The sequence below is a fragment of the Polaromonas sp. JS666 genome (genome assembly GCF_000013865.1).
GTDB lineage: Bacteria > Pseudomonadota > Gammaproteobacteria > Burkholderiales > Burkholderiaceae_C > Polaromonas.
Genome location: NC_007948.1, coordinates 1619516 through 1639636, shown reverse-complemented (window position 1 = coordinate 1639636; position 20121 = coordinate 1619516). Strand labels below are relative to the sequence as shown.

18 protein-coding genes, 1 tRNA gene and 3 pseudogenes are annotated in these 20121 nt (G+C 62.0%); 10 read left to right on the top strand and 12 right to left on the bottom strand.

The window, feature by feature from the left end:
* Positions 1 to 10 precede the first annotated feature (10 nt).
* The 7 genes from pepN (at position 11) to BPRO_RS07855 (ending at position 7979) form a co-directional block, all read left to right on the top strand.
* Positions 11 to 2731 (top strand): aminopeptidase N, encoded by a 2721-nt coding sequence (gene pepN, locus BPRO_RS07885; RefSeq protein WP_011482525.1) that lies wholly within the window; start codon positions 11 to 13, stop codon positions 2729 to 2731.
* Positions 2732 to 2773: 42 nt separating this feature from the next.
* Positions 2774 to 3781: a class 1 fructose-bisphosphatase gene (locus tag BPRO_RS07880; protein WP_011482524.1), complete on the top strand. Its 1008-nt coding sequence runs from the start codon at positions 2774 to 2776 to the stop codon at positions 3779 to 3781.
* A gap of 23 nt (positions 3782 to 3804) precedes the next feature.
* Positions 3805 to 3880 (top strand) — tRNA-Thr (locus BPRO_RS07875).
* Positions 3881 to 4591: 711 nt separating this feature from the next.
* Entirely contained in the window at positions 4592 to 5452 is an 861-nt protein-coding gene (locus BPRO_RS07870; protein WP_011482523.1) for a tyrosine-type recombinase/integrase, read from the top strand.
* 18 nt (positions 5453 to 5470) lie between these two features.
* Complete coding sequence (locus tag BPRO_RS07865; protein WP_011482522.1) at positions 5471 to 6670, top strand: IS91 family transposase; 1200 nt, start codon at positions 5471 to 5473, stop codon at positions 6668 to 6670.
* A 371-nt stretch (positions 6671 to 7041) separates the two neighbouring features.
* Positions 7042 to 7404 carry a zinc ribbon domain-containing protein gene (locus BPRO_RS30890; RefSeq protein WP_041388556.1) on the top strand — a complete coding sequence of 121 codons (363 nt, stop codon included), beginning with the start codon at positions 7042 to 7044 and terminating at the stop codon, positions 7402 to 7404.
* 140 nt (positions 7405 to 7544) lie between these two features.
* The gene (locus BPRO_RS07855) at positions 7545 to 7979 is read left to right on the top strand and encodes an immunity 50 family protein (protein WP_041388554.1); all 435 of its coding nucleotides are present in this window, start codon (positions 7545 to 7547) and stop codon (positions 7977 to 7979) included.
* 354 nt (positions 7980 to 8333) lie between these two features.
* Here the strand turns inward: BPRO_RS07855 and BPRO_RS07850 are convergent, their stop codons facing one another.
* From BPRO_RS07850 to BPRO_RS29510, 11 genes and pseudogenes are all read right to left on the bottom strand, one after another.
* Positions 8334 to 9575, bottom strand: a complete 1242-nt coding sequence (locus BPRO_RS07850; protein ID WP_011482519.1) for a cytochrome P450 — start codon at positions 9573 to 9575, stop codon at positions 8334 to 8336.
* Positions 9576 to 9577: 2 nt separating this feature from the next.
* Complete coding sequence (bioB, locus tag BPRO_RS07845; RefSeq protein WP_011482518.1) at positions 9578 to 10612, bottom strand: biotin synthase BioB; 1035 nt, start codon at positions 10610 to 10612, stop codon at positions 9578 to 9580.
* A gap of 132 nt (positions 10613 to 10744) precedes the next feature.
* A complete protein-coding gene (gene bioF, locus BPRO_RS07840; RefSeq protein WP_011482517.1) occupies positions 10745 to 11962 on the bottom strand; it encodes an 8-amino-7-oxononanoate synthase in 1218 nt (405 codons plus the stop codon).
* A gap of 93 nt (positions 11963 to 12055) precedes the next feature.
* Positions 12056 to 12436, bottom strand: a complete 381-nt coding sequence (gene panD / locus BPRO_RS07835) for an aspartate 1-decarboxylase (RefSeq protein WP_011482516.1) — start codon at positions 12434 to 12436, stop codon at positions 12056 to 12058.
* 189 nt (positions 12437 to 12625) lie between these two features.
* Positions 12626 to 13810, bottom strand: a complete 1185-nt coding sequence (gene bktB / locus BPRO_RS07830; RefSeq protein ID WP_011482515.1) for a beta-ketothiolase BktB — start codon at positions 13808 to 13810, stop codon at positions 12626 to 12628.
* A 346-nt stretch (positions 13811 to 14156) separates the two neighbouring features.
* On the bottom strand, positions 14157 to 14279 hold the full coding sequence (locus tag BPRO_RS30710; RefSeq protein ID WP_255349055.1) for a hypothetical protein: 123 nt from the start codon (positions 14277 to 14279) through the stop codon (positions 14157 to 14159).
* 4 nt (positions 14280 to 14283) lie between these two features.
* Positions 14284 to 14529: pseudogene (locus BPRO_RS07825) on the bottom strand (long-chain fatty acid--CoA ligase); the annotation flags it as partial.
* Positions 14484 to 15143, bottom strand: a complete 660-nt coding sequence (locus tag BPRO_RS07820; protein WP_369794705.1) for a Bug family tripartite tricarboxylate transporter substrate binding protein — start codon at positions 15141 to 15143, stop codon at positions 14484 to 14486. The pseudogene BPRO_RS07825 and the gene BPRO_RS07820, both read right to left, overlap by 46 nt.
* A gap of 48 nt (positions 15144 to 15191) precedes the next feature.
* Positions 15192 to 15653 (bottom strand): annotated as a pseudogene (locus BPRO_RS07815) (acyl-CoA dehydrogenase family protein); the annotation flags it as partial.
* A gap of 83 nt (positions 15654 to 15736) precedes the next feature.
* Complete coding sequence (locus BPRO_RS07810) at positions 15737 to 16453, bottom strand: IS6 family transposase (protein WP_011482513.1); 717 nt, start codon at positions 16451 to 16453, stop codon at positions 15737 to 15739.
* On the bottom strand, positions 16446 to 16757 hold the full coding sequence (locus tag BPRO_RS29510; protein WP_157045754.1) for a hypothetical protein: 312 nt from the start codon (positions 16755 to 16757) through the stop codon (positions 16446 to 16448). Before BPRO_RS29510 ends, BPRO_RS07810 begins: the two co-directional genes overlap by 8 nt.
* Between BPRO_RS29510 and BPRO_RS07805 the strand changes: the two genes are divergently transcribed.
* Together BPRO_RS07805 and BPRO_RS29505 are read left to right on the top strand one after the other, a co-directional pair.
* Positions 16751 to 17722: a LacI family DNA-binding transcriptional regulator gene (locus BPRO_RS07805; RefSeq protein ID WP_232291513.1), complete on the top strand. Its 972-nt coding sequence runs from the start codon at positions 16751 to 16753 to the stop codon at positions 17720 to 17722. The genes BPRO_RS29510 and BPRO_RS07805 overlap by 7 nt on opposite strands.
* Before the next feature lie 3 nt (positions 17723 to 17725).
* Positions 17726 to 17896, top strand: a complete 171-nt coding sequence (locus BPRO_RS29505; RefSeq protein ID WP_157045753.1) for a hypothetical protein — start codon at positions 17726 to 17728, stop codon at positions 17894 to 17896.
* 580 nt (positions 17897 to 18476) lie between these two features.
* On the opposite strand, the gene yjjJ is transcribed toward BPRO_RS29505, so the two are convergent.
* Positions 18477 to 19832 carry a type II toxin-antitoxin system HipA family toxin YjjJ gene (gene yjjJ, locus BPRO_RS07800; protein WP_011482512.1) on the bottom strand — a complete coding sequence of 452 codons (1356 nt, stop codon included), beginning with the start codon at positions 19830 to 19832 and terminating at the stop codon, positions 18477 to 18479.
* Positions 19833 to 19956: 124 nt separating this feature from the next.
* Here yjjJ and BPRO_RS28485 point away from each other — a divergent pair.
* Positions 19957 to 20112 (top strand): annotated as a pseudogene (locus BPRO_RS28485) (transposase domain-containing protein); the annotation flags it as partial.
* Between the last annotated feature and the right edge of the window lie 9 nt (positions 20113 to 20121).

The window sequence follows — 20121 nt, the reverse complement described above, 5'->3', positions numbered from 1 at the left end:
GGAACCCGACATGCTGCAAATGCCAGATGACAGAGAAAACGGACAGATGCCCGCCGTGGTAGTTAACCGCGCCGACTACGTCGCGCCCGCTTACTGGATTGACACCGTCGACCTGTGTTTTGACCTCGACCCGGCCAAAACGCGCGTGCTCAACAAGATGAAGCTGCGCCGCAACCCGGATGTGCCGACCCAGCCCCTGAAGCTCGACGGCGAAGAGCTGAATCTCGCCCGCGTGCTGGTCAACGGGCAAGGCACCTCGTTCAGGATGGAAGGCAACCGGCTGGTGCTGGACAACCTGCCCGACGACTTCGAGCTGGAAATCTTCACCACCACCTGCCCCGCCAAAAACACCAAGCTGATGGGTCTCTACGTCAGCAACGACTCGTTCTTCACACAGTGCGAGGCCGAAGGCTTCAGGCGCATCACCTACTTCCTGGACCGCCCTGATGTGATGGCGAGCTACAGCGTCACGCTGCGCGCCGACAAGGCCCTGTACCCCGTGCTGTTGTCCAACGGCAATCTGGTGGAACAAGGCATGCTGGAAAACGGCCCCAACGGCCCGCGCCATTTCGCCAAATGGGTGGACCCGCACAAAAAGCCGAGCTACCTGTTTGCGCTGGTGGCCGGCCAGCTGGTCAGCCGCGAGCAGCGCATCACCTCGCGCGCCGGCAAGGAACACACGCTGCAGGTCTATGTGCGCCCCGGCGACCTCGACAAGACCGAGCATGCGATGAACTCGCTGATGCACTCGGTGGCCTGGGACGAAGCCCGCTTCGGCCTGCCGCTGGACCTGGAGCGGTTCATGATCGTGGCCACCAGCGACTTCAACATGGGCGCCATGGAAAACAAGGGCCTGAATATCTTCAACACCAAGTACGTGCTGGCGAATCAGGCGACGGCCACCGACACCGATTATTCGAACATCGAAAGCGTGGTGGGCCACGAGTACTTCCACAACTGGACCGGCAACCGCATCACCTGCCGCGACTGGTTCCAGCTCAGCCTCAAGGAAGGCCTGACCGTATTCCGCGACCAGGAGTTCTCGCAGGACCTGTGCGGCGAGGCGTCGGCCCGCGCCGTCAAGCGCATTGAAGACGTGCGTGTGCTGCGCACTGCCCAGTTCCCGGAAGACGCGGGCCCGATGGCCCATCCGGTGCGGCCCGACAGCTATATCGAGATCAGCAACTTCTACACCGTCACCATTTACGAAAAAGGCGCCGAGGTCGTGCGCATGATGCAGACCCTGGTTGGCCGCGAAGGCTTTGCCAGAGGCATGACCCTGTACTTCGAGCGGCACGACGGCAAAGCTGTCACGTGTGACGACTTTGCGCAAGCCATTGCCGATGCCAACCCCGGCTCGGACCTGGCACGCCTGCTGCCGCAGTTCAAGCGCTGGTACAGCCAGGCCGGCACGCCGCGCGTGCATGCCCAGGGCGTGCATGACGCAGCCGCCCGCACCTACACCCTGACGCTCGCCCAAAGCTGCGCACCCACCGCCGGCCAGGCGGTCAAGGAGCCGTTCGTCATTCCCGTGGGCCTGGGCCTGCTGGGCGCAGACGGAGCCGACCTGCCCCTGCAACTGGCCCACGAAACTGCCGCAGCGGGGACGTCGCGCACCGTGGTGCTCACGCAAGCCAGCGAAACGCTGACCTTTGTGAATGTCGATGCCGAGCCCGTGCCGTCCATCCTGCGCGGCTTCACCGCCCCGGTGGTGCTGGAGTTCGACTACACCGACGCCCAGCTGCTGCACCTGCTGGCCCACGACAGCGACCCGTTCAACCGCTGGGAAGCCGGCCAGCGGCTGGCCGTCAGGCGCGCTATCAAATCAATCGCTGCCGTCGCCTATCCCGTGGATGCTGCGCCGCTCGATGAGGCCTATGTGCAGGCCATGCGCAGCGTGCTGCACCACCCCAGGCTGGATGCCGCATTCAAGGAACTGGTGCTCACCCTGCCCTCCGAAACCTACCTCGCCGAGCAGCTCGATGTGGTCGACCCGCAGCGCATTCACGCCGTGCGCGAGGCCATGCGCCAGCAACTTGCCGTGGCACTGGCCGGCGACTGGCAGCAGGTCTACGAAGCCAACCAGGGCACAGGCGCCTACACACCCGACCCCACCTCTTCAGGCCGCCGTGCGCTGGCGGGCATGGCCCTGTCCCAGCTCTGCCTGGCCGCGATGACCACCGGAGACACCGTGTGGCCCGGCAAAACGCTGCAGCGCTTCAAGGATGCAGGCAACATGACCGACCGCTTCAACGCGCTATCCGCCCTGGTGTCCAGCGGCCACCCGCTGGCCGCTCAGGCGCTGGCGAAGTTCCATGCCATGTTCAAGGACGAGGCACTGGTCATCGACAAATGGTTTGGCCTGCAGGCCGGCGCCCCCGACCGCAGCGGCAATGTCCTGCCGGCCGTCAGGCAGCTCATGAAGCACCCCGATTTCAGCCTGCGCAACCCCAACCGCGCCCGCAGCGTCATCAGCACCTACTGCCAGGCCAACCCGGCGGCCTTTCATCGCACGGATGCCGCCGGCTACGTGTTCTGGAGCGACCGCGTGATGGAGCTCGACGCCATCAATCCCCAGGTGGCAGCCCGCCTGGCACGTGCGCTCGACCGCTGGAGCAAACTGGCCGAGCCTTACCGCAGCGCAGCCCGCGAAGCGATTGCCCGGGTGGCGGCCAAGACGGACCTGAGCAAGGACACGCTCGAAGTCGTCACGCGCGCACTGGCCGATTAACGGGACTAACGCGATTAACGTCCCACACCACAGGAGTACACCATGTCTCAAAGAATTTCCCTCACCCGCTACCTGGTTGAGCAGCAACGCAGGGAAGGTCACATTCCTGCCCAGTTGCGGCTGCTGCTTGAAGTGGTGGCCCGCGCCTGCAAAGGCATCAGCCAGTCCGTCAACAAAGGCGCACTGGGCGGCGTGCTCGGCACGGCCGGCAGTGAAAACGTGCAGGGCGAAGTCCAGAAAAAGCTCGACATCATCGCCAACGAAGTGCTGATCGAAGCCAACGAATGGGGTGGCCACCTGGCCGCCATGGCCTCGGAAGAAATGGACAGCATCTACCTGGTGCCCAACCGTTATCCGCAAGGTGAATACCTGTTGCTGTTCGACCCGCTCGACGGCTCCAGCAACATCGACGTGAATGTCAGCATCGGCACCATCTTCAGCGTGCTCAAAAAGCCCGACGACCATGCCGGCGTTGAAGAAAAAGACTTTTTGCAGCCGGGCAACAAACAGGTGGCCGCCGGCTACTGCGTCTATGGCCCCCAAACCACGCTGGTGCTGACCGTGGGCGACGGCGTGGCCATGTTCACCCTCGACCGCGAGCAGGGCTCCTTTGTGCTCATCGAGGAAAACGTGCGCATCCCCGAAGACACCAAGGAATTCGCCATCAACATGAGCAACATGCGCCACTGGGATGCGCCGGTGAAGCGCTACATCGACGAATGCCTGCAGGGCACCGAAGGCCCGCGCGGCAAGGACTTCAACATGCGTTGGGTTGCCTCCATGGTGGCCGACGTACACCGCATCCTGAGCCGCGGCGGCATCTTCATGTACCCCTGGGACAAACGCGAGCCCGAAAAGGCCGGCAAACTGCGCCTGATGTACGAAGCCAACCCCATGGGCTGGATCGTCGAGCAGGCCGGCGGCTCCGCCACCAACGGCAAACAGCGCATTCTGGACATCCAGCCCGGCAAGCTGCACGAGCGGGTCAGCGTCATCCTCGGGTCCAAAAATGAGGTAGAGCGGGTGACCGGCTACCACTCCGGGCTATAATTGCGGGCTGTAATTCATACCACGCCGGTGTAGCTCAGTCGGTAGAGCAGCTCATTCGTAATGAGAAGGTCGGGTGTTCGATTCATCTCTCCGGCACCAATATCCACAAGGAAAGCCCGCTATCGTTTTGATAGCGGGCTTTTGCTTTTTTCGGGTCATGTAGCCACCATGTAGCCATCAGTACGGGATTTTGTACTGACTGCTCGTATCTGCGGCTGAGTGCGTCCGCAGCCCCCGCGAGAAATACGTGCCGCAACTGATACGCATGATCACCCCTACAGATTTTGCGCATCAGTGAGTGTGATCAACTAATTCGATGGCCTGATGTTCACGAATCGTGATGGTCAAAATTACAAAAAAATAGTTCAAATGACCTCTGGCCAATGCGACAAATGATCGGCCTGGCAGCTTCAAGGGCAGCTTTGGAGCGCGACGAGCACCCGCTTTGCAGCGAGAGCGGTCTTTCGGCCGCCCCCCTCAAATAGGGGATGTTCACATCACAACGTTTGGTCGAGAATCGCTCCAAATGTGGGTCGCGCCATTTCTTGCAAGTTGCCGGGTTTGTCGCTATCTTTAATGGAGCAAACTATTCAAATGAGACAAGCCTAAATGCCAGGTTTTGCAGTTGAAGTCGCCACGTTATACCGCAGCACCTTGCGGTATACATTACGTTGAACTAAACCGCTGACGCGGTGGTGTGGTCCTTGAGCCCGCCACCGCGTTTTGCATTGGTGGGCTGCTTGCGCGGGAGAGGGTTGAGGACAAGCCTTCGGGGCGGGGAATGTTCCCCGGCCTTCAAGGAGAAACCTCATGACAGAACTACGTCAGCGCATGATCGATGCCATGGTGCAGCGCGGCTTTGCCGCACGCACCCAGGAGAGCTACATCCGCGCCATCCGGCGCATGGCCAAGTACTACCGACGCGATCCGGCGCTGTACACGCCACAAGAGGTTCAAGCCTACCTGCTGCACATGGTCAAAGATGAGCAACTCTCCTACAGCAGCATGAACCAGGCCGCTTGCGCGGCACAGTTCCTGTTCCAAACCGTGCTGGGGCACGGGCGCGAACACTTCCATGTTCCGTTTGCCAAAGTGCCCGCCAAACAACCCGAACTGCTTGCGCGCGAGGAGATCTCGCGCCTGCTGGTAGCCTGCACCCACCCCAAGCGGCGCATGCTGCTACAAACCATCTATGCCAGTGGCTTGCGCGTGTCTGAGGCCTGTGCGCTGCGGGTGAGCGACATCGACAGCGCGCCCGACCGCATGTGCATCCGCGTGGCCTGCGGCAAAGGCGGCAAGGGGCGCTATAGCATTTTGAGTCCCACGCTCCTTGATCTGCTGCGTGCGTATGTGCGCAACTACCGACCCACCACCTGGCTGTTTGCCAACGCCAGCGGTACCCAGCCCATGAATATCGAGATCGCCCAGCGCGCCTACCACGCGGCCCGAGCGCACGCGCTCATCACCAAGAGCGGAGGCATCCACACCCTGCGCCACTGCTTTGCGACCCATTTGCTCGAAGGCGGCGTGGACCTCTTCACCATCCAAAAACTGCTGGGCCACGGCCACATCGCCACCACGGGACGCTATCTGCACCTGATCAGCCCCCAGTTTCGACCACCCAAAGAACTCGATCCACTGGACTTGCTGGCCGCGCTGCGCCTGTTCTGAGATTGAGCCACCCCCGCCATGGCCACCTTGGCCGATGCGCTGCGCCAGCATGGCGCGGCGTATCTGGCAACCCATTCCCTCTCGACCCCGCAAGCCAAAGCGTGGCGGGGCATTGTTGCCTGCCGTACCGCAGCACTGGGAGGTCAGCAACTGGCCTGTGATGCCTGCGGCCACAGCCACTGGCAATACCACTCCTGTCGCAACCGCCACTGCCCGCAGTGCGGCAGCCGGGCCAAAGATGCCTGGCTGCAGGGGCGGCTGGCCGAAGTACTGCCGGTGCCGTATGCGCACCTGGTGTTTACTTTGCCGCACAGCCTGAACGGTTTGTACGGGGCCCATCCGCGCTGGGTGATCGATACGCTGTTTCGTTGCACGGCACAGACCCTGAGCGAATTTGCTGCCAACCCCCGATGGATGGGCCGCGTAGACGGCACGCCGGCCTTCAGCTTGGTGCTGCACACCTGGACGCAGGATTTGCGCCGGCACATCCACGTGCATGCGGTGATGGCCTGCGGGGTACTGGACCCAGAAGGCGCGGGGCAATGGGCTACACCCGTACGCCAGCCCGACTTCCTGTTCCCGGTGCATGCACTGTCCACGGTGTTTCGCGGCAAGTTCCTGGCGGCGCTGGCGGCGGCGCATTGCGACAACCTGATCGAACACGATCCGCAAGGCAACGCCACCGATTGGAACGAGCGGCACCGGCAGCTGTACCGCCACCACTGGGTGGTGTATGCCAAGACGCCGCTGGGCGGCCCGGCCCAGGTGCTGGAGTACTTGAGCCGCTACACGCATCGCACGGCGATCAGCAACGCGCGCATCCGCGCCGTGACTCCTGACGCGGTGGCGTTCACGGTGCGTGCCGATGACAAGGGCGGCAAACATCTGCTACGCCTGCCGGGTGCGGAGTTTGTGCGCCGCTTCCTGCTGCATGTGCTGCCCACCGGGGTCAAGCGCATCCGGCATTACGGGGTGCTGGCTGCCAGCTGCAAAGGGGTCAAGCTGGAGGCTGCACGCCAGGCGCTGCAGATGCCTGCGCGTAACCGAGAAGCGGCCGAGTCGGCGAAGGACTTCATGGCGCGGGTGGCCCAGCTGGACGTGCTGCTGTGCCCGTGTTGCAAGCTGGGGCGCATGCGCGTCACGGCAGGACTACAGGGACAGCAGTCGCTGCCAGCGCCCAGTCGCACGGGGCAGGTAGATTGCAGAGGGCCACCGTGACATGCCGGGCGGATGGGTTCTGGGGGGGGATTTACAGGGCACTTTGCTTGGTGTTCGGGGCAGCGCTGTGGGCGACAAAGGACGGCATCTGCAAGGGGGCCGACCAAAGCACATTGCCGATGCCGCCGGCCAGGCAGCGGTGCAGGGTTGGGTCATCCGTCACAGAAAAAGAGACTTGAAACGCTCCGGGCCTGCGCCATAATTTGAGTGAATCGGCCGGGGGCGCTTGAGTAACCCCCTATGCCGTCCACCGGCGGCCATCCTGGACGCCGGTTCAGTCCAACAAGGTTTATCTGCCGCGTATGAACATCGCTTGCATCTCTTGCATCGCCTCGCGGCAGATAAACGCTATTCGTTAGCCTGCGCGAACAATGTCCAACCACTCTTGGTCTGTGCCCGACGCCGAAGCGATTCCTCGCCTCAGTCACAGCGAGCTTTCGGAACATCTCCGCCTCAGCAAGGTGAATCCCGGGCACTATCTGCACGTGACCCCGCTCTTGGAGAAAGAGCTGGAGTCACGGTCGCCAACGGCGAAGTACAGGTGCATGAAGTGCGGAAACGGTGAGTTTGAGGTCCAGGCGATCCGCACCGCTCGCAGCCTTTTGGGCTCGGTGTTTGGAGTCGAGAGCGCCAAGTACACCGCCGTCATCTGCCGTCGGTGTAGCTTTACGGAGTTCTACAACGGGCGCGTCCCTCCTGGCGAGCAGGCGTTGGACTTCGTTTTGGGAAGGTAGCGGCGTGAGCCGAAGCACGCAGGCTAACAGGTCGTTCGACACGGACACGCAGCGGCATTGCGCCGCGAAGCGTGCTGGCGAGCGTACGCCTCGCGGCGCAATGCCGCTGCGTGCCGGTCTACTCCAACGTTAGACATTTCATGCAGCCTATCGAGCACATTATCGGCACAAGCAAGGTCGTAGAAACGTTGGGTTATTGGCCAACGTTTCACGACGCCGAGGTAATTTCGTTTGCGGCCGAGCGCGCACTCCCAGTCAAGTGCGGTTACTCCATCTTTCGTATGACGGTTCATGTACGCAATTACACAACCGTAGGCGAAGGTACAGCACAGTATGCTCAGGTTCTTTCTGCAAGCGTGCTCATCCACTTTCTGTTTACCGGGGCATGCGATTTTGAGTTTTCCGGGTTCAATCACCAAAACGTAATTGACGCCATAGTGGTTACTCCAGTCACAACAGACGAATCTGCCAACCTCCGTGTTGCAATTGAGTCAATCTGGGGGTTCGGTGGAATATTGCGTTGTTCGCGTGTCGAGGTCGAGGCTGTGGAAGTCTTATCCAATGCCAATGTCTAACCCTACGCTCAACGCGGACCGCCCAACAGCTGCGCTGTTGGGTTCCCTCCGGCCTTCGGCCTCCGGCGGCCGGTTAGCTCCACGTTGAACGACTGCTGTCGGCCGCCCCGAATGTCTGGAGTCAGTCTTCAGCGCGTACTCAGCACCACGCGTCTGACTGTCCGGTGTTTGTCGATCGGCTTTAAAGGAATTTCGCTCGCAACCTGCCCATGATCCAGTCAAAATCGACCGAGCCCACTTCCCAGCCTTTCCGTCGTATTCCCTATCGAGCGGCGCGGCCCGGCCCGGCTGCTTGAGTAGTGGTTGACAGCATAGAAATTGCAAACGGCGCCATGCTGGTTTGAGTGCCGCTGGTTAAGCGGGCGCCCTGCACCGCAGCGGCAGCGTCACCAACCCGCGGTAAAGCGGGTTGGTGATCCTGCGCGGCGTGGCATCGACCAGACTGAGTTCCGGCCAGCGTCGCAGCAGTTGCTGGAAGACGATCTCGGCCTCCATCAGCGTGAGCGCCGCGCCAATGCAAACGTGCGGGCCCGAACCGAATGAGAGCGAACTGCCGTCGCGCCGAGTGATGTCGAGAACGTCTGGCTGCGCATAGCGCCTTGGGTCCCGGTTGGCGGCGCCAATCAGGGGCACGACCAGGTCACCGCGACGCAGTTGCTGGCCGTGCAAAACCAGATCGGTGCTCACGCGCCGTCCCGTGTACTGCACCGGGCTGTCAAAACGTAGCAGCTCGCGCACCGCGCCAGGCAGCAGTTCGGGGGCTTGCTGCAGACGCTGCCATTGGTCGGGATGCGCCAGCAATGCCTGCAAGCCGCTTCCCAGCAAATGGCGCGTGGTCTCAAAGCCGGCAAACAGCAGCATGGCGCACTGTGCGAGCAGCTCGGCGCCACCCTGGATCTCGCCCCTGGCCTCGGCCTGCGCCAGGCGGCTGGTCAGATCGTCGCCTGGCGTCTGGCGTTTTTGTTCCAGCAGGGTCTCGAAGTAGCGGCTCATGGCCAACAGGCTCACCTGGGCCCGGCGCGCCTGCCCCCGCGTGGGCTGCGGTGCGCCGATGAAGCTGGCAAGATCCTCCGACCAGGCCATGAAGTCATCGTACTGGAGGTTCTCGATGCCCAGCAGCCGCGTGATCACCCGCACCGGCAGCGGCCGGGCGACCGTCTCGATGAAATCGAAGCAGTCAGCGCCCTCCCCCTGGTCGAGCAGTTCAGTGACAGCCTGCTCAATGTGCGGCACCAGCCGCTGAAGCACATCCATCCGAAAGCCCGCATGCAGCACCTTGCGGATGCGCGGGTGGTCCGGTGCGTCGAGAAACAGCAAGGCGCGGGCAAACAGCTGTTGAAAGCCGCTCAGTTCACCCGAAGTTTCTTCGCGGTCCTTGACCCAGGCGCCCGTGCGCTGCGCAGAAAAGCGCGGGTCGCGCAGCACCAGTTCGACATCGGCATGGCGTGTCACCAGCCAGGCACCGCCAAAAAACTCCTCGCTCCAGTGGATAGCGCCGGCCTCCCGCAGGGCGTCGTAAGTCGGGTAAGGGTTGGCCAGGAACGCGGCATCAATGATGGGGTACGCCGGCGCTGGCGGCCTCAGGTCTGCGTTCATGTCTACTGCGCCTGTTGCGCTGCGGGGCGAGCGCCCTGGGTTTTTAGTCCCAGGCGCTCAAACAGCTGGCGGTCGCGATCGGCTTGCGGGTTGCTGGTCGTGAGCAGCTTGTCGCCATAAAAAATCGAATTGGCGCCCGCCGCGAAGCACAGCGCCTGCAGGGCTTCATCCATCTGCTCGCGACCGGCCGACAGGCGGACCATGGTCAGCGGCATGGTGATGCGGGCCACGGCGATGGTGCGCACGAACTCGAACGGGTCCAGCGGCGCGGTGTTGGCCAGCGGCGTGCCTGCCACCGGGACCAGGTTGTTGATGGGCACCGACTCCGGGTAGGGGCTCAGGTTGGCCAGCTGCGCAATCAGCCCGGCGCGCTGCAGCCGGCTTTCGCCCATGCCGACGATGCCACCGCAGCAGACGTTGATGCCGGCCTGGCGCACATGGCCCAGGGTGTCGAGCCGGTCCTGGTAGGTGCGGGTACTGATGATGTCGCCATAAAACTCGGGCGCGCTGTCCAGGTTGTGGTTGTAGTAGTCCAGCCCGGCGTCCTTCAGGGCCTGGGCCTGCTCGGCCTGCAGCATGCCCAAGGTCATGCAGGTCTCCAGGCCCAGCGAGCGGACCTCGCGCACTATCTCGGTCACGCGCTCCATGTCGCGCTCTTTCGGGCTGCGCCAGGCCGCGCCCATGCAAAAGCGGGTGGCGCCCTGGTCTTTGGCGGCCCGGGCTGCCTCGATGACCTCGGCCAGTGGCATCAGCTTGCTGGCTTTCACCTCGGTCTCGAAATGGGTCGACTGCGGGCAGTAGCCGCAGTCTTCGGCGCAGCCGCCGGTCTTGATGGACAGCAGTGTGGACAGCTGCACTTCGTTGGCGTCAAAGTGTTCGCGGTGCACCTGCTGGGCGCGAAACAGCAAGTCCATGAACGGCAGTTCGTACAGGGCGGCTATGTCTTCGACCTGCCAGCGAAGCGGTGCCTGCGGCGCGGTGGTGGGCGCGGGCGCGCGACGCAGGGACGAAACGGGAATCGTGGCAATGCTCATCATGAGTGCATTTCTCAGGTGAAGAGGGAAGAGAAAAAAGGGATAGCCATGAAAACACGCTTCTGAGGGCCGTATTGTCCAGATGGGCCGCCACGCGGCGAGTGACGAAACCGCCGTGTAACGGAGGCAGTGTTGTCATGGCAACTCCCGGGCTGCGCAGGCCAGGCCATCGACCAGGCGCTGCACATCCGCGGCGCTATGAGTGGCGCTGAGCGTGATGCGCAGCCGGGCCGTGCCCACCGGCACCGTGGGCGGACGGATGGCCGGCACCCACAGACCTTGCGCATCGAGTGCCGCCATCAGGGCCAGGGCGGCGGCGTTGTCGCCCACGATCAGTGGCTGAATCGCGGTGCTGGAGTCCGCCAGCCGCCAACCCAGGGTCGGGTGCGCGCCGATCAGGGCGGATAGCTGCGTGCGCAGCTGGATGATCAGTTGCTGCAGATGCGCGCGCCGCTGCTCGCCCTCGGCGCTGCTGATGAGGCGCAGGCTTTCGCGCAAGGCATGGGCCACGGCGGGTGGGGCGGCGGTGGTGTAGATGTAGGGGCGGGCGGCCTGCACCAGCCAGTCGATGATGCTCGGGTGGGCCGCGACAAAAGCGCCGCCCAGGCCCGCCGCTTTGCCCAGGGTGCCCATGTAGATCAGCCGTTCGCTGCGCAGGCCAAAATGCGACAGGCTGCCCCGCCCCTGATCACCGAGCACGCCAAAGCCATGGGCGTCATCCACGATCAGCCAGGCGTCAAAACGCTCCGCCAGCGCCAGCAGCGCCGGCAGGTCGGCCAGATCGCCGTCCATGCTGAAGACCGCATCGGTCACGATCAGCTTGATGGGCGTCGTGCAACTTTCGAGCTGGCTGGCCAGCACCGTCAGATTGCGGTGCGCATAGCGCTGCATAGTCGCCTTGGCCAGCAGCGCACCGTCAATCAGCGACGCATGGTTGAGCTTGTCGGCGAAGATCGTGGCGCTGGCGTCGCCCAGCGCGGTGAGCAAGGCCAGGTTGGCCAGGTAGCCGGTGCAGAAGTACAGCGCCGCGGCATTGGGAATGCTGGGTGCCAGCCAGGCGGCCAAGTCGCCCTCCAGCGCGGCATGGGCGCGTGAGTGACCGCTGATCAGGTGCGAGGCGCCGCTGCCCGCGCCAAATTGCCGCGCACCTTCCGCCAGCGCCTCGACCAGGGCCGGGTGATTGGCCAGGCCCAGGTAGTCGTTGCTGCAAAACGCCAGCATTTCGCGCGCCGGCTGGCCGTCCTGGCTGACCCACTGGCGCGGCGCGCACGGGGACTCGGCGATCCGGCGCTGGCGCTGTAGCCCTTGGGCCTCGCGCTCAAGCTGTTGACGGTTCAAGTGGTCGATCAGCATCGGAGAAGCCTGCGGTTTGGGTCAGCACATCGTCCAGCGTTGCCGGCACGCGCTGGGCCAGGGTGGTGGCGGGTAGGCCGCCGGGGTGCGGCATCACATGCGTTGGGTTGGCACCTTGTGGCGCAACTCGGTCTGGCGGTTCTTGTCGTCCACAAACACCAGTTGGGGTTCATGTGCGCTCACCTGGTCGTTGTGCACCTGGGCAAAGGCCGCGATGATGATCAGATCACCGGCAGCGGCGCGGCGTGCGGCCGAGCCGTTGACCGAAATCATGCCGGAGCCGCGCTCCCCCTTGATCGCATAGGTGACAAAGCGCTCGCCGTTGTTGATGTTCCAGATATGGATTTGCTCGTTCTCGGCGATGTTGGCCGCGTCGAGCAGGTCTTCATCGATGGCGCAGGAGCCTTCGTAATGCAACTCGCAGTGGGTTACCGCGACGCGGTGGATCTTGGATTTGAGCAGGGTTCGGAACATGATGGGTCTCTGTAATCAATGGGGGAATTTCAGTCACGTCATGGGGCATCAGGCCTTGTAGACGACCTGGCTCGAAACGGCCTGCGCGGGCTGAAATCAAGTCGGTTTGTCAGAAAAAGTTCGCCCCATGGATCGGGTTGTTGCCTCATGGGTTCGATTTCTCAGCTGGCACGGACGCGCCCACCGCCCTTACATCCGCTCAAAAATCGCCGCAATGCCCTGACCGCCGCCTATGCACATCGTTACCAGCGCGTAGCGGCCCCCGATGCGCTGCAGCTCGTACAGGGCTTTCACCGTGATCAGCGCGCCGGTGGCGCCAATCGGGTGGCCCAGCGAGATGCCCGAGCCGTTGGGGTTGACCTTGGCCGGGTCCAGCCCCAGCTCGCGCGTGACGGCGCAGGCCTGGGCGGCAAAGGCTTCGTTGGCCTCGATCACGTCCAGGTCGTTCACCGTGAGGCCGGCCTTTTTCAGCGCCAGTCGCGTGGCGGGCACCGGGCCAATGCCCATGTACTGGGGGTCCACGCCGGCGTGGGCGTAGGCCACCAGGCGGGCCAGCGGCTTGGCGCCGCGGGCCTTGGCGGTGCCGGCTTCCATCAGCACCACGGCGGCGGCCGCGTCGTTGATGCCGGAGGCGTTGCCGGCGGTGACGGTGCCGTTTTCCTTGATGAACACCGGTTTGAGCTTGGCCATGTCGGCCAGCGTGCAGCCGGCACGGAAATGCTCGTCGGTGACGTAGGCCACCTCGCCCTTTTTGCTTTTCAGCATGACGGGGACGATCTGGTCCTTGAAGTAACCGGCCTCGGTGGCGCGCTGGGCGCGGTTGTGGCTTTCGACGGCAATCGCGTCCTGCTCTTCACGGCTGATGCCCCACTTGGCGGCGATGTTCTCGGCGGTCACGCCCATGTGAATTTTCTGGAAGGGGTCGTGCAGCGCGCCCACCACCATGTCGACCATCGTGCTGTCACCCATGCGGGCGCCCCAGCGCGCCGACAGGCTGGCATAGGGGCCGCGGCTCATGTTCTCGGCGCCGCCGCCGATGGCCACGTCGGTATCGCCCAGCAAAATGGACTGGCTGGCCGAAATGATGGCCTGCAGGCCGGAGCCGCACAGGCGGTTGACATTGAACGCCGGCGTACCCTCGGCGCAGCCGCCGTTGATGGCGGCGACGCGCGACAGGTACATGTCTTTGGGCTCGGTATTGACCACATGGCCAAACACCACATGGCCCACGTCGCTCCCCTCGACGCCGGCGCGCGCCAGTGATTCGCGCACAACCTGCGCGGCCAGTTCGGTGGGGGAAATATCCTTCAGGCTGCCGCCATAGGTACCAATGGCGGTGCGTACACCGCTGACTACAACAACTTCACGTGACATGGCTCGTTTCTCCGGTTAGATGAAAGAATTGGTTCTATCGAATTTTGCGGCTCATGGGCATCAGCTCAATGCTGCTCCATGCTGGCTGGACAGCGCGGAAGGCTTTGAATCCCGGCACGGATTGGTTGGGCTCAATTTCGACAGATTTTGAACATATAATTATAAATTAATAATAAATCATTTAACCGGCATGTGGTGATCGTGTTAGCCGCCGGATTGAGGACTTCCACGCGTTCTTCAGTGAGTGGACAGCTGGAAGATTGGCGCGCACCTCACCATCGATCAGGAACAGCGCCAACTCCGCGCCGTGGGGGTGCAAGTATGCAACGACGTGGCCGTGACCCACTCAGCCATGGGCGTGCATCCCGGCCAGTTGCATCAGGCCATAGAACAGTATTGCCAGGAACAGCGTCTCCAGCACCAGCATGCCGGGCGAGAGTTCGGCCGTTCGGGCCTTCCATGCGTTCATGGCATTAATCCTTGTTGCCCTTGTTGACCAGGTGGTCCTGGAAACGGTCGCGCAACTGGTGCTTGAGCATCTTGCCCGTGGCGCCCAGCGGGATGCTGTCGACGAAGACCACATCATCGGGCGTCCACCACTTGGCGATCTTGCCGTCGTAGAAGGCCAGCAGCTCGTCGCGGGTCAACTCCGCGCCGGGCTTCTTGACCACGATCAGCAGCGGGCGTTCGTCCCACTTGGGGTGGCGCGCGGCGATGCAGCGGCCATGTCCACGCTTCCCGAGGCGATGGCGATCAAGGCTTCGGAGGCGCCCTTGAAGGGGACGTTGCGGATGTCCAGGTGCGCGCTATCGTTCAATGCCTCCAACATCAGCTGATAGCCTGCGGAGCCCGCCGCGTAGTTGAACTTGCCGGGCTGGGCCTTGGCCGCGCCGATCAGATCAGCCAGGGTTTTGTACGGGGAGTTGGGCGGCACCACGAGCACGGTGGGTGCGCGCATCATCATGGTCAATGGCGCCATGTCGGTCTGCGGGTCGTAGGGCAGCTTCTTGAACAAGGCCACGTTGACGGCCAGCGACGAATTGCTACCGACAAAGACGATGTAACCGTCGGCGGGCGCGCTGAGCAAGGCCTTTGCCGCGATAAAGCCGTTGGCACCCGGGCGGTTTTCGACCACCACGGGCTGACCGGTCAGTTCGCCGAGTTTTTTGCCGAAGTAGCGTGCCGAGGTGTCGGTGCCGCTACCGGGTGGGAAGGGCACGATGAACTTGATGAACTTGATGGGCTTGGATGGAAACTCCTGCGCCCAGACCTGACCAGCGGGCAGCAGGAAGGCAGCGCTGCACAAAGAGACCAGTGCCAGCACCAGCGCCATCCGGGATTTGATTTTTTGGAAGTTCATTTTGTCTCCTGGGGATAAAGCTTAAATCGTACGGACGAAATCCGACAGCGACAGCTCGCTGGCGAGCACATGGTGGCCGACCAGCGTGTTCCAGTAAGCCTCGGATCCGTGCGCCATGCGCCACTCGTGCAGGCGACGGGTCAGCAGTTGGAGATCGTATTCTTCCGTCACCCCGATGGCACCATGTAAAGCGTGGGCGGTCGCTGCGACCAGCACGGCCGCTTCGCTGGTGCGTGACTTGGCCATGGCGCTGGCCAGCAGGGCAGGCGTTTTGTCGGTGCCCAGAAAGGCGGCTTCGGCCGCGATCGATGCGGCAACCGTGTGTTCGGCCATCACGCTCAACTGGTGTTGCACGGCCTGAAATTTACCGAGTGATTTTCCAAACTGGACGCGGTCGTTGCAATACTGCAGCGTCATGTCGAACACGCGGTTCATCGCACCGCTGAGCAAGGCGGCATGTAACGCGGCAGCGAAGGCAGCCAGCATTTTGCCACCGCGTGGCGCGCTCATCGGTTCTGTCGCGATAAGTATGAATGGCCGAGAAAAGGTGAACTGATGGGTGGCGATCAGATCGCCAGGGTGTAAAACTGATCGGCTGGAGACATGGCTTGGCCAACTGGGCAGTCAAGCTGCCCTTTGCGGATCATGTGCATCGTCTCAATGCCAGCGATGATGATTCGAGCACTCCAGAATGACTTGAAGCCCAGCATCGGGCGCGTAATGCGTTTGATGGCCCGGTGGTCCTGCTCAACGATGTTGTTCAAGTATTTGCATTGGCGTAGTTGGATATTGACGCAGGCGTCAGCTTTGACGCTTTCAATGGCTGCCGTGTTGGCGCCGCTTTTGTCGATGGTGATCTTCTCTGGCAAGTCGTGCAGATTGATGGCGCGCTCCAGAGCGCGACGGGCGGCTGACAAGTCGCGCTTGGCGGTGAGCAAAAAATCGACTGTGTCACCCGCGCGATCAACAGCGCGGTAAAGGTATTTCCACTGGCCGGACACCTTGATGTAGGTCTCATCCATTCGCCAGCTTGTTCCCACAGGCTTCTTGCGTCGGCGGAAAACAGCGGCCAGTACCGGCAACATCTTGATCGTCCAGCGATGTACCGTGGCGTGGTCAACGAAAACACCGCGCTCTTGCATCATCTCCTCTATGTGGCGCAGGCTCAACGGATAGGCCACATACCAGCGCACGCACGTCAGCATCACTTCCAGGGGATAGTGAAACCGTTTGAGGACCTTGCGCAGGGCGCTGTTGATTGAACTTTTGCGGAAATCAAGCATGGCCCGGATTGTCGGATACCCTTATCGCGACAGAACCACCGATTTTCGCGGCCTGGATCGGTCGATTTTCATTCACGATCCGCCCGTGGTCAAGGAACGCGAGCATCGTCGCATTCTCCGTTTCCGCCTCGACCATGACAAAACCGGCCATCTTCAAAGCGACTTTGACCTCGAAAGTTTGCCGTCGCTTGCTTTCGCCGCCCGCGCATCGGCTTCCTATCCGGGGGCCTTTCCCCCGGCCCAGATAATGTTCGCCTTCAGGACATCGCAAGCGTCCTTGGTCTATCGGTTGCGAGCGTGTCACGAGCGCTGGTTGGCCATCCCGCTATCAGCGAGTCCACCCGCGAAAAGGTACAAAGTGCCGCAGTGTTGATGGGGTATGAAGCCAAACGCCCTGGCAACAAAAAGCGCAACTCGGAAACGCGAACCATCGGCGTCCTGCTGAGCGTGACTGAGTTGCATAACCGATTCCTGACCATGCTGCTCGAGAACATCCATCATGACCTGATGGATCTTGGCTACCACGTCATGGTGATCATGGATCCAATGAACTCGACGAAAGACATGGCACACCTGTCGACGTTCAGACCTATCATTGACGGCTACCTCGACGGGATGATCCTGCTGTCGGTGACGCCGACCTCGTTCATGGTCCAAGAGTTGCAGCGTCTGGGCGTGCCGGTTGTACTCACAGTCAGATCGGTGGACAACGCGGCAATCGACGTGATCGAGTCCGACAACGCCTACGGTGGAGCCGAAATCATGCGCCACCTCTATGAACTAGGCCATCGCCGCATTGGCTTGGTAATGGGCCCGGAGGCTTCCTCAACAAGCAGAGATCGCGCTCGTGGGGCGCTCACGTACCTACGGGAACAGGGCATCCCGCCAGAGGATTCACCCGTGATGTGGAACGCTTTTTCTTACGAGGCTGGCTATTCGTGCGCGACCCAGATGCTCTCAAATCAACCTCAAGTCACCGCCATCATGGCCGGAGGCGACGGGATCGCCCTGGGTGTGCTGGAAGCTGCTCGCGCCAAGAACATCCAGGTTCCCTCTCAACTTTCTATCGTTGGCTTCGACAATATCCCGCTGTCGGGTTCCAGGCTCATCAGCCTGTCGACAATCGACGCATCAGCAAAGGAAATGTCGCGCGTCACTTGTCGGCGAATGGTTGACCGTATCCGAACCGGCGCCATGACACCTCCGACCCATGACATCCTGCCGGTGCAACTCATTCGCCGTGACACATCTGGTCCTCCAAGCCTGTGATGAATGCATACGCAGCGCTATTCGAAAACGATCAATGCAAAGCTGGAACGAGAGCGGCAAATTCTTGATGAAGTATTGCCCGATGCCGCCAGTGGCGGCGTGGTCGTCATTCCCCAGATCAAACCGGCCATTGAGGCCAAACTTGGCAAGACGCTGGCGCTGTCCAGTGTGTAGCGCATGCTGGCGCGTCACGGCTGGCGCAAGCCCCGGTATCAATCCACTGCTGCGCGTAGTGCTGTGGAAAGAAACCTATGCAATCACCAGTGAGAATCAACAGGCCCGCAGCCTCGATATGGCTGATGCTTGCAATCATCGTCTCGCCGCTAGGGCTGGCAAAGGGGAACTCCTGAGTTCCCAGGAAGGAGCGCAGCACCTTATGGCTGCTTGGCAGGGTGTTGCGAGTTCGGCCTCATCGGTGATGCTAGCGAGTCGATGTGCGAGATGGCAGACTAATACTTCACGCATGCTCAACCAACTGGACGCATCTGGGCATCCGTCCACATCGGGCTTCACCGATCCTCAATAGCCTGTGACAGGGCGAGTGGCGCGGAACCTCTTAGCCGCTAAGACGGCGGCCGCGAAGTGTGCATTGCCCAGGCCTTGGAACAGTCCTGATACCAGCGAAAGCGTTTTTACATCTCACCAACCCCGGACAGCATCTCGCCGGCAACGCTCTCCATGCGGTCCTCTCCCATCATTGGTGGGGATTCGCGCACGGCCACCATCGGTCGTGCGTAATTCTTGCGACCTGGACTCAGCCGTACAAGGCCTTGCGAACCTTGCTCGCGTTTTGGCTACAAATTGCTCTGAAGTTCTTGCTGATTCGCGCGTCGCCGCTTGCTGCTGTCCAGAAGTGCTCCGCCGCATGGGCAGCCGTCAGCCAGGCGTCTTTCTCGGCGGGCAGGGGCAGAGGGGGCACAAACTCCTTTACCGGCAGCTCCACGCCGCGCACCGGGGCGTACCCCATGGGCAGCATGTCATATACCGGGGCCGGTTGAAGCCCGGGCCTGAACGACAGGTTGCCGTCGTGCATGTCTGTGTTGGCAATGAGCTGCCCGAACAACCAAAGTCGTTGCAGGGCGACCAGGCATTCGGTGTCGATGAGCCCTTGCCTGAGCAGGGCGGCGCCGCCCTCCGGCCAAGGCTTGCCGGCAAACCCAAACAGAGCTGCGTTCAAGGCTGACCAAGAGCAGACGGGCGAGCGCCCGAGCCTGCCATGGCGGTCAAACCGCTCCACCTCCAGGAAAGTTCGCCCGCCCGCCTGATGGATGCGGCTGACCGCGGCCTCAAGACCCAGGTGCTCGGCGACGGCGCACAGGGCCAAGTGTTCGCAGACCAGCAGGTCAGACCAGCGCACAGTTCCGGGCGCCTCATCGGAGCCCGAAAACTTGACGATGACGTGGATCGGCTTGCCCGCCACCTCGCGAAACGCGGTGAACTTCGGGAACTCTCCTCCTGCCGAGGAGCCCGCAGTCCCGTGAGTCATAGCCTCTTCGGCCTTGAGCAGGTAGGCAGGCACAACTTGGCTCGATTCCAGGGGAAGTGCGTTCTGTTGAGAATGGGCCAGCCACTGGCGCAATGCCGGCTCTCCCAGGACGTAGTTGCCTGGCGTGTCACTGCCTAACAACGTCAGCGCATGCAGCGTGTCGTCCTCCGACCAAACCTTGGGGTCCGCGCTGACTTGGAGCAAGTCGGCGTGACGTCGAGCAAAGTGCCGCCCCAAGAATCCTTGTGGGCGCATATCGTCCAGAAAGTAAGGCAGGCCTTCAAACCAGCCGTCCCGCATGTCTTCATCCAACGGCCAGTCAAGCGACTCAAGAAAGTCAAGCGCACACCCTGCCGGATAGACCGGATACAGCATCGCAACTTCGTGGGCCTGGCCATCCTGGTCAATGCGGTAGAGCGGCAGCGCCTGCAAACTGCCGCGCAGCGCACGGCGGGCAGCGTATGCTGTCCTGCGCGCCCGCCCGCGAGCAACTACCTGCGAGCCAAGCTCACGAACTGCGCGCATGAGCGTCGCGCGACTGATGCCAAGCCGCTCAAGCAGTTGCTTGGCGGGCAGCTTGTGCCAAGTTCGTAGTGTTCGGAGCAGGTCCTCGGAAGTCGTCATGAAACGATTTACAAGTAGATTAAACGAAAATTTTTGTGAATGATAATTTCGCCAATAGTCATTGTAATTGGAAACGATTATTGAAACGATAAATTAAAACCTCAACACTTTTCATTCGAGGGCACGTCGGCATGGACTCGACCCCGAGGCGTACTTGCGCCATGTGTTGCAGCGCATCGGTGAGCATCCGGTCAACCGGGTGGCTCAATTGTTGCCATGGAATGTGGCGGCCCAAATCCAGCGACAGCCAGACAATGACAACCAGCGGCCGCCCGCCTGACCTCTCCAT